This window comes from Flavobacterium beibuense, from assembly GCF_004151245.1.
Taxonomy (GTDB): domain Bacteria; phylum Bacteroidota; class Bacteroidia; order Flavobacteriales; family Flavobacteriaceae; genus Flavobacterium; species Flavobacterium beibuense_A.
Genome location: NZ_JUIW01000006.1, coordinates 303206 through 310366 on the forward strand (window position 1 = coordinate 303206; position 7161 = coordinate 310366).

Annotated in this window: 1 protein-coding gene; it reads right to left on the bottom strand. The window is 41.4% G+C overall.

The window, feature by feature from the left end; all coding sequences use genetic code 11:
- Positions 1–46: 46 nt before the first annotated feature.
- The coding region (locus tag NU09_RS10350) for a T9SS type A sorting domain-containing protein (RefSeq protein WP_129751207.1) at positions 47–7161 on the bottom strand (7115 nt) is incomplete at its 5' end.

The window sequence follows — 7161 nt, forward strand, 5'->3', positions numbered from 1 at the left end:
GTTGTACAATATAAACCCCTGCCCACAGGCAGGGGGTGGTAGTGATCTATCGTACAATTACTTTAAATGTTTTACTGTAGTTAGCCGATTTTAACATTACTATATAAACAGCTTCTTCCATAGGAGCATCAATCTCGGTTATCCTTGATGAAGATTTTACTTCTTTTACAAGTGCACCGTTAAGCGTATAGACAGCAATAGTCATATTTTCAAGCTCAATTGCAGGTAAATCAGCCTCAATGGTAAGTTTTTGTCCGAAAGCAACAGGGTTAGGGTATAACCTTGCACTGTTAATATGCTGAAGGAAAATTTGTCCAAGACATGTTTGAAGTACCTCACCCTGAGCAGTAGTAACTTTTACCATATATTCTGCATCAGGATCCAGCATATCACCAGAATTGTTACCGGCAGAGTAGTACTGTTCTGTACCTACAAGCTGACCGTTTCTGTACCATTCGTAAGCTGTAAATTCATAACCACCATTGTTTTGCGGGTTATTGTTTACTAATAGTACATTATCAAATTTCTGAACTACGATATCAGAGAAATCAAAGCGTCTTTCTACAGTTACGGTATATGTTTCTGTAGAAATTCCATCCTCAGATGTTACCGTTACCGTTGCAGTATAAATACCCGGCTGTGGTGTTTGTATAGTAAATGTATGGCCCGGTTGTACAGTAGCACCTACCTCGGTTACTATTGTAACCTCTACTGAATCTGAATTATCTCCACAATCAATTAGGTGGTAAATGTTACTTTGAGGTGTATCATACGTTACATCGCCAACAACCATAGTGAATATTGATGCATCACTACTTTCAATAATAAGTGGTTGTTCAACTTCCTGAGCAGGCAGGTAATTTTCGTTACCATCCTGATGAGCAGTGATTGTAATTTCACCGGATGTTAGTAAAGTTACCCATCCTGTTGAAGATACATTAGCAGCAGGATCTGGTGAAGTATAGGTATAAGTATAGTATACTTCAAGTCCAGATGAGGCTGTAGCATCCAGTTGGAAATCTACATCAGTTTCAAGGTTTTTAACCGAAAGAGGATCAAATGTGATTGTTTGCGGAGCCCTTTCGATTGTGATAGTAGCCGTTAAAGTAACAGGAGCACAGTTAAAGGCTTCCGGTTGCGGCATAACAACTGCAGTTACTGTATATATGCCTGCGTTTACAGCACCATTATCACTTCCTGTTTCCGGAGATGTTGTATAAGTAACCGTAGCTCCTACAGGAAGATTGTTTACGTTAATGCTTTGTACAGTTCCGTTATATACAAATTCAGCATCATCAAATGTTACAGCATTAAGAGGAGACTCTTCAACTGTTACAGTTTGTGTTTGAGATGTAGTGTTTCCATTACCATCATCATATGTCCATGTTATTACATAAGTACCTACTTCTGTATAATCTAATGGATCTGTAGTAGTAGCGTTAAGTACACCGGCACAGTTATCTGTAGCAGTTGGAACCGGAATCTCATCACTCATTACACCACAGTAGTTAACTATCTCCGGTAGGTTAATTACATCGGCTACAGGAGCAGTAGTATCATCAACCACTACGGTTTGCGTTTGTGTGGTTGTATTTCCATTACCATCGTTGTAGATCCATGTAATAGTATATGTACCCTGAGCAGTGTAAGTAAGCGGATCTGTAGTTGTAGCTGTTACAGTACCGGCACAGTTATCGGTAGCTGTAGGAGCAGTAATCATACCTGCTGGCACATTACACTCTACAGTTACTGTTGGTAATGTAGCAACGTTAGCTACAGGGGCAGTAATATCATCTACTATCACAGTTTGTGTTTGTGTAGTTATATTTCCGTTACCGTCGTTGTACGTCCACGTTATTGTGTATGTACCCTGAGCAGTATAAGTAAATGGACTTGTAGTAGTACCCGTTATAGTTCCCACACAGTTGTCGGTAGCAGTAGGAGCAGTAATCATACCTGCCGGTACGCTGCATTCTACAGTTACTGTTGGTAGTGTAGTAACATCAGCTACAGGAGCAGTAATATCATCTACAATAACAGTTTGTGTTTGTGTAGAAGAGTTTCCGTTACCGTCGTTGTACGTCCACGTTATTGTGTATGTACCCTGAGCAGTATAAGTAAGCGGATCTGTAGTTGTAGCTGTTACGGTTCCCACACAGTTATCGGTAGCAGTAGGAGCAGTAATCATACCTGCCGGTACGCTACATTCTACAGTTACAGTTGGTATTGTAGCTAAATCAGCTACAGGGGCAGTAATATCATCTACTATAACAGTTTGTGTTTGTGTAGAAGAGTTTCCGTTACCGTCGTTATACGTCCATGTTATTGTATATGTACCCTGAGTAGTGTAAATAAGCGGATCTGTAGTTGTACCCGTTAAAGTACCCACACAGTTATCGGTAGCAGTAGGAGCAGTAATCATACCTGCCGGTACGTTACATTCTACAGTTACTGTTGGTAGTGTGGCAACATCAGCTACAGGAGCAGTAACATCCGGAGTTGTTACTACAGTTACTGAATCGATTAATGTACATCCGTTGTCATCTGTTATGGTAACAGTATACGTTCCGTCAGTAAGACCTACTAAAGAAGCTGTAGAAGCACCGTTAGACCATAAGTACTCGTAAGGAGCTGTACCACCTGTTACGGTTACTGTAGCAGTACCATCTGAACTACCGGGACAGCTAACATTAACTGAGTTGAATGATGCAGTAAGAGCATCCGGCTCGTCAATAGTTATAGTTTGATCAACTGTACATCCGTTATCGTCAGTAACAGTTAGGGTATATGTACCTGCAGTTAAGGTTGTAGGGTTCGCACCAACTACTCCTGAATCAGACCAGGAGTAGGAATAAGGTGCTACACCTCCCGAAACTGTTGCAGTAGCCGACCCATTACTACCACCGTTACAGGTTACATTTGATGTTAATATTGTTAAGTTAAGACTTGTAGGTTCGTCAATAGTTACCGAAGTATTAGCAGTACATCCGTTAGCATCGGTTACAGTTACATTATAAGTTCCGGCTTCAAGCCCTGCTACCGTAGCCGTAGTGGCGCCGTTAGACCATAGGTATTCATAAGAAGCGGTACCTCCGTTTGCTGTTACTGTTGCACTACCTGTAGCTGCACCATTACAAAGAATATTTGTTTGAGAACTTATCGAAGCAGAAAGCGCAGTAGGTTCATTAACCGTTACTGATGCAGTTGTTGTACATCCTTTAGCATCTGTTACGGTCACATCATAAGTACCAGCCGATAATCCGGTCATATCTTCAGTAGTAGCAGTATTACTCCATACAAAACCATAAGGAGCAGTACCCCCTGTTACGGTTAAGTCAATAGTACCGTTGCTACCGCCATTACAGCTAACATTTGTAGCTACACCGCTTGCAGAAAGTACAGTAGGTTCGTTAATCGTTACCGATGCAGTTGCAGTACAACCGTTAGCATCTGTTACGGTCACATCATAAGTACCAGCCGATAATCCGGTCATATCTTCTGTAGTTGCAGTGTTACTCCATACAAAAGTATAAGGAGCAGTACCACCTGTTACTGTTAAGTCTATAGTACCGTTGCTACCACCGTTACAGCTAACCGCCGTAGTTACACTAGAAGCAATAAGAGCATTAGGCTCAGTAACAGTTGCTGATGCAGTTGTTGTACATCCGTTAGCATCTGTTACGGTCACATTATAAGTACCAGCTGATAATCCGGTCATATCTTCAGTAATAGCAGTATTACTCCATACAAAAGCATAAGGAGCAGTACCACCTGTTACTGTTAAATCAATTGTACCATTGCTACTGCCATTACAGCTAACATTTGTAGCTATAGCGCTGGCAGAAAGCGCAGTTGTTGGTTGAGTTATAGTTACCGAAGAGTTGGTTGTACATAAGTTAGCATCTGTTATTAAAACAGTATATGTACCTGCAGTAAGGCCTGTTGTCGTAGCAGTAGAAGCACTGTTAGACCATAAATAAGTATAAGGAGCAGTACCACCTGTAACAGTTACTGTAGCGCTCCCTGTAGTACCACCATTACATGCAATATTAGTTTGTGAACTGATATAAGCAGAAAGTACAGTAGGTTGCGTTATTGTTACTGATTTTGTTGTATTACATAAATTACCATCAGTTACTGTAACTGTGTAAGTACCTGCTGCAAGTCCTGATGCTGTAGCAGCATTACCACCAGTAGGAGCCCAGGAATAAGTATAAGGAGCAGTACCACCTGTAACAGTTACTGTAGCAGATCCGTTTGTACCACCATTACAAGCAACATTTGTTTGAGATGAAATAGAAGCAGAAAGTGCTGTAGGTTGTGTTATTGTTACAGATGCAGTTGTTGTACAACCGTTAGCATCGGTTACAGTTACATCATATGTTCCTGCAGCTAATCCTGTCATATCTTCTGTAGTTGCAGAGTTACTCCATACAAAAGCATAAGGAGCAGTACCACCTGTTACTGTTAAATCAATTGTACCATTGCTAACGCCATTACAGCTAACATTTGTAGCTACAGTACTGGCAGAAAGCGCAGTTGTTGGCTCAGTTATTGTTACCGAAGTATTGGTTGTACATAAGTTACCATCAGTTACGGTAACTGTGTAAGTACCTGCTGCAAGCCCTGAGGCAGTAGCGGCATTACCACCTGCAGGAGCCCAAGAATAAGTATATGTTCCTGTACCACCTGTAACAGTTACCGTAGCGCTACCTGTAGCTCCGCCATTACAAGCCACATTTGTTTGAGATGAAATAGAAGCAGAAAGTACAGTAGGCTCGTTAACAGTTACTGATGCAGTTGCAGTACAACCGTTATCATCTGTTACGGTCACATCATAAGTACCAGCCGATAATCCTGTCATATCTTCTGTAATGGCAGTGTTACTCCATGCAAAAGTATAAGGAGTAGTACCACCTGTTACGGTTAAGTCAATAGTACCGTTACTACCTCCGTTACAGGAAACGTCGCTTGCTATATAAGAAATAGAAGGTGCAGGGTTTACTATAACATCTACTGTTTCCCTTGTTCCTGAAGGTATTAAGGTTTTGTAGTGTATACGTCCATTAAAGGTACGAGGATTGTAAACAGCTCCGGTTCCCTGGGTAAATGGATATTCAAGACCAACACCAGTACTAACTGTTAATGTACCGTCAGAATATGTACTTCCTCCATTTGAATAATTAAGAGATACCGCAGTTGTAGCCGAAGTGACATATATACTATAGGTTTGACCAGCCGGAATGCTAAGATTACCTACAGATATAGTAATGGGTGAACCTGTATAGGTAACGGTTGTACTACCTAATAATGTCCATGCATCAGGATTATTTTCAAATCCTGAATAAGTACCTGCTTTATAGTATACCTCAATGGGGCAGCTTCCCATCGGGCTTATATCAAAACCTGTAATTACCTGATCAGAAGTAAAGATAACATCAAACATATTACCTCTATGGTTATTACCTGATGCAAATGTAGTTTCAACTGTATTCTGAGGACCAAATCCGACTGCTTCTACATAATAGGTAGTATTTGCAGAGAGTACAGGAGTTGTATATTCGTTTCCTGAAGCTATAGATGTTCCCGCCACAGGTACATCATACCATTCATATCCATCGGCTCCGGTAGCTGTTAATATTGCAGTAGTATTTTCACAGGTTTCATTTCCTGTAACCACAATAGGTATTGGTTGTGTAATAGTAACACTAGCTGTTGTAGTACAATTATTAGCATCTGTTATTACTACATTGTAAGTGCCTGCTGTAACACCGCTTATTGAAGCTGTAGTTGCAGAATTACTCCAAGCGTAAGTATAAGAAGATGTACCTCCGATTACATTTACCGTAGCAGCACCATCACTACCACCATTTACACTAACGTTATTATCAACGATAGTACTAGCTGTAAGTTCCATAGGTTGGAAAACAATTCTCGAAGCAGTTGTAGTACATCCGTTAGCATCGGTTACAGTTACATTGTAAGTACCGGCAGTTAACCCGGTTAAATCTTCTGTAGTTTCTCCGCCATCCCATTCAAAAGAATAAGGGGCAGTACCACCTGTTACAGTTAAGTCAATACTACCATTACTGTCACCATAACAGCTAACATTTGTAGCTATTGTAGAAGCACTAAATGCTGTGGTTGGTTCTGTAATTGTTACGCTTGCTGTATTTGAACATAAATTATCATCGGTAATAGTTACAGTATATGTTCCGGCAGCAACATCGGCTATAGAAGCCGTAGTGGCTCCGTTGTCCCAAGAATATGTGTATGGAGGTGTACCACCACTTGCCGAAGCCGTAGCCCCACCATTATTCCCACCATTACAGCTCACGTTTGCATCAACAGTAGCTGATGCTGTAATTCCGTTTGATACTATGGTTACACTTGCCGTAGCAGTACAACTATTGGCATCAGTTATAGTTACACTATAAGTTCCTGCCGGCACATCTGTTATAGTAGCTGTGACAGCACTGTTAGACCATTCATAAGTATAAGGAGCGGTACCGCCTGCGGCACTCGCAGTTGCTTGTCCGTTACTGGTATTACATGTTTCATTTGAGTTTACAACAGCATTAACAATAAGTGCTGGAAGCTGAGTAATAGTAAAGCTTTGAGAACTTGTACAACCGTTTAGATCGGTTACAGTACAAGTCCATGTGCCTGCAGTTAATCCAGATACCGATGTAGTCCCGTCACCTGTAGGGTTACCCGGCGTCCAGTTGTAGGTGTATCCACCTGCACCCCCTGTGGCAGCATTAACACTAGCAGTACCTGTTGCACCACCATTACAAGCTACGTTAGTTTGTGAAGAAGGTGTAAGAGATAGTGCTGTAGGCTGATCTACAGTAACAGTTTTTGTTATCTCGCAGTTACTTGCATCTGTTATGGTACAGGTATAGGTTCCTGCCGCAAGCCCTGAGGCAGTAGCATTTGTGCCTCCCGAAGGAGCCCATGAATAAGTGTATGATGGACTACCTCCACTTACCGATACACTTGCAGTACCATTAGTTCCACCGTTACAGCTCACATCTGTTTTTGATGTTGTAGCGCTAAGTTCAGTGGTAGGCTCATTTACAGTAACAGTTTTTGTTATCTGGCAGTTATTGGCATCAGTTATTGTACAGGTATAAGTCCCTGCCGCCAGCCCTGTGGCGG